This is a genomic window from Vibrio profundi, assembly GCF_043642225.1.
GTDB classification, from domain to species: domain Bacteria; phylum Pseudomonadota; class Gammaproteobacteria; order Enterobacterales; family Vibrionaceae; genus Vibrio; species Vibrio profundi_A.
Genome location: NZ_JBHZSF010000034.1, coordinates 1 through 3,349, shown reverse-complemented (window position 1 = coordinate 3,349; position 3,349 = coordinate 1). Strand labels below are relative to the sequence as shown.

The window sequence follows — 3,349 nt, the reverse complement described above, 5'->3', positions numbered from 1 at the left end:
AGCTATGCTTTGCCTGCATCGTATTCGGCAGGGGCTAATTAAAACAAGAACTGCGACCATTAACCAACTCAGAGGTTTGCTTTCCGAACTTGGCATTGTGATGCCGCAGGCTCGCTACTCGGCTCAAAACACCATTGGTAGCGTCCTTGAAGATGCAGAAAATGGTTTGCCTATACTCGCTCGAGAGCTACTTCAAGATCTATCGGACAAGATTCAAAACCTTAACCTAGAAGTATTGCACTATGATGAGGTGTGCGCCAGACTGTCCTCACAAAGCGTAAAGCATACTAAGTTGCTGTTTGGGGCAACAGGTCTTCAATCTGGTGGTCTAACCGTTGTGTCATCTTTTACTCTTTTCGCAAATTCTGATTATGTTCTTATTTCAAAGGTTTCTTTATTAACCAAGACAGACCAAGCTATTCGAGCGATTTTGTTTGCTAGGGCTACCACCGCAACGTGAAAAGGCTTTCGTTTCTTCAGTTCAACAAGCCATAATCCAAAGTATTTTTCGACTGATTTATCTCGCCATAATATTGACCTCGCAGCATGGATAAATAGAGTTCGTAGCTCTTTATTTCCACGTCTTGATATCCCAAGTAATGTTGTTTTACCGCCCGTTGAATATTGAACAGGAACAAGTCCTATCCATGCTGCAAAGTTTCGTCCATTTTTGAAATCATTCGGATTACCAACAGAAGAAATGCAAGCACTAGCGATAGCAGGGCCAATGCCTGGAATGCTTTGTAATTGTGCCATTTGTTCGTTATCTTCGAGAATTATTTCGACCTTTTCTCCTTGCTTTTCTATACGACCATTAAGATTTTGGTAGTGCTCGTGTAATTCACTTAGCTCGAAAATTATGAGAGGAGGTAGGTGTTGATTTTTATCTACTAGCCATTGGAATAAGTTGTTCATACTTGAGTGTCCTTTTGGCAAACTAATCCCGAATTCCAAAAGAATAGAGCCGATTCTGTTCATACATGCAGTTCGCTCTCTAATATACCCACTACGAATTTTACGAATAGTAGCAACAACTTGAGCTGATTCAGTCTTTGCTGATGTAAATATCATCGTTGGTCGTGAAGCAGCTTCTGCAATAGCATCGGCATCAATGAAGTCATTTTTATTAGTTTTAACGTAAGGCTTTACGTATTGAGGAGGAATTAACTTAGCAGTATGACCATATTCAGTGCACTTTCGAGCTAGCCAATGAGAGCCGCCACACGATTCCATTGCGATTATTACAGGCTCATGCAGAGATAAAAATTCGAGTAGCTTTGGGCGAGTAAATTTCTTCTTAAATAATTGATGTCCAGACTGGTCGTGACTAACTAAATGAAAAGAGTTCTTACCTAAATCTATACCGATGATGTATGGATTATTCATTTGGCACTTTCCTTTTTAAGACTAAACCTATTCAAGTTTAGCTGGAGGGAGGGACGTACCATCTCATTAAGTGTTTCACGTTAGATTTCATATACCGTATTTAGTTTGGTCTTTGATGGCAGAAGCGCTAGGTATGTGGGCAAGTTGGGTCAATCACTACACTTATCAAAGTCCTTTACAAACACCAATGACAATCGTTCATTCTCGAGTCATATTTTAATACGAATCTGGAAAATGCACATAAGATGATCTGATTAAGGAATCTAATCAAATCAAAATGTGATTTGATTGCTTGAGGTAAACGAATCATAATGTGATTTGATTATGGCGGTGTTACGAATCAAGGAGTCCCTATGTGGATCTGGAAAAATAACGATTGGCCTAACTTCAATTGGGATAAAGCTACTATTGAGCCATTGGTTAGGCGCACTCGATTCAATCAAGGCATCTTATTGGGGAAAATGCTTAGCCATTCACAAGATGACAAAGAATGCATGCTCGATACTCTACTGGCCAACATTGTTCATTCAAGCGCTATTGAAGGTGAAAAATTGAATGCACTCTCAGTGCGCTCGTCCCTTGCGAGTAGGCTAGGACTGACTGAAGAGCGACCGTTCCCAACGACTGAGCAAACAGACGGCCTCGCAGAAATAATGCTAGATGCCGTGGATAATCTAGATATAAAGCTAACCCTTGAGCGCATCTTAGTTTGGCATGAACGGCTATTTCCAGAAGGTTATACGATGTTCAATCCTGTCGTTGGCGGCCAACTGAGGGGGGATACGCCGATGCAAGTTGTCTCTGGTCGGTTAGATAAACCCGTGGTCCATTTTGAAGCACCAGGACGAGACGTTTTAGATCAAGAATTAGAGCAATTTATTGAGTGGTTTAACAGCTCAAAAGGTGACACCTCGCTTGACCCATTAGTTCGCGCCGCGATAACACATCTGTGGTTTGTGACAATACACCCGCTGGATGATGGTAATGGACGTATAACACGCTTATTGACAGATTTAGCGCTGGCACAAGCAGAGGAGCAATCTGTCCGCTTCTACGCAATGTCTGTGAGTATATTGGCGAAGCGAAAAAGCTACTATGAAATACTTGAGAGAACTCAGAAAGGGGGGATAGACATAACCCATTGGTTAGTTTGGTTCTTTGAGACGCTAAATGAAACGTTTGGTGAGGCATTAAAAGAAATTGACCAAACTGTTTTCAAAACAAATTTCTGGCGAAACGTAGATCAAACACTGCTGACTAATGAACAAGTAAAAGTGCTAAATAGATTGTTAGATGGTGACTTTATCGAAGGAGTGACAACGTCTCAATATCACAAGGTCGCAAAAGTCAGTAAACCGACAGCCACCCGCCATCTTAGGGCGCTTGTGGAGCAAGGGTGTTTAGAGAAATCAGGAGCAGGTAGGAGTACTCGGTACTTATTAAAGAGATAGACTCACTGCATGAGCGGTCAGTCTTCTCAACTCTATTATCTCGTTATTGCCCCATTTCCTTCTTTCGATCTATTAAACACATACTCCACCAGAGCTTTATCTGACTTACTTTTTCTAATCTAACTAAGTGATCAAATTTACTAATCCACTACACTCCGTTGTACGAAGAGCATAGTGCCGTCCAAGCATATATTGTCGTATATACGATAGAAATGGTGATTTTTTCATTAAATTTTCACTGTCTATGCATACATGATTCTCAGTTTGGCACATCAATTCATACTATATAGAAAAATTCTGTATTTTGGGATGTGGGCAGGGAGCTGTAGTGCTTAAGTTACTGTTAGTTTTCATAAAAACGGGGTATCGTTTACGTCATTAAGATACTAGACAGAATAATTCTATATTTAAGTGCAGAATTTTTCTGTCTAATAGCTGTTGAACTAAGCCGCTTCGCGGAGGGCTTTCCTCTCACTTACCCGATAGACCAAACTTATGATGTATCCATAGAT

2 protein-coding genes and 1 pseudogene are annotated in these 3,349 nt (G+C 40.7%); 2 read left to right on the top strand and 1 reads right to left on the bottom strand.

The features are described 5' to 3' along the window. A pseudogene (locus tag ACHUFI_RS22295) lies at nt 1-209 on the top strand (IS110 family transposase); the annotation flags it as partial. A 160-nt stretch (nt 210-369) separates the two neighbouring features. On the opposite strand, the gene ACHUFI_RS22290 reads toward ACHUFI_RS22295, so the two are convergent. Continuing rightward, nucleotides 370-1,386, bottom strand: a complete 1,017-nt coding sequence (locus tag ACHUFI_RS22290) for an IS110 family RNA-guided transposase (RefSeq protein ID WP_394253182.1) — start codon at nt 1,384-1,386, stop codon at nt 370-372. Between the two features lie 353 nt (nt 1,387-1,739). On the opposite strand from ACHUFI_RS22290, the gene ACHUFI_RS22285 reads away from it, so the two are divergent. Further along, nucleotides 1,740-2,837: a Fic family protein gene (locus ACHUFI_RS22285; RefSeq protein WP_394253180.1), complete on the top strand. Its 1,098-nt coding sequence runs from the start codon at nt 1,740-1,742 to the stop codon at nt 2,835-2,837. Nucleotides 2,838-3,349: the final 512 nt, after the last annotated feature.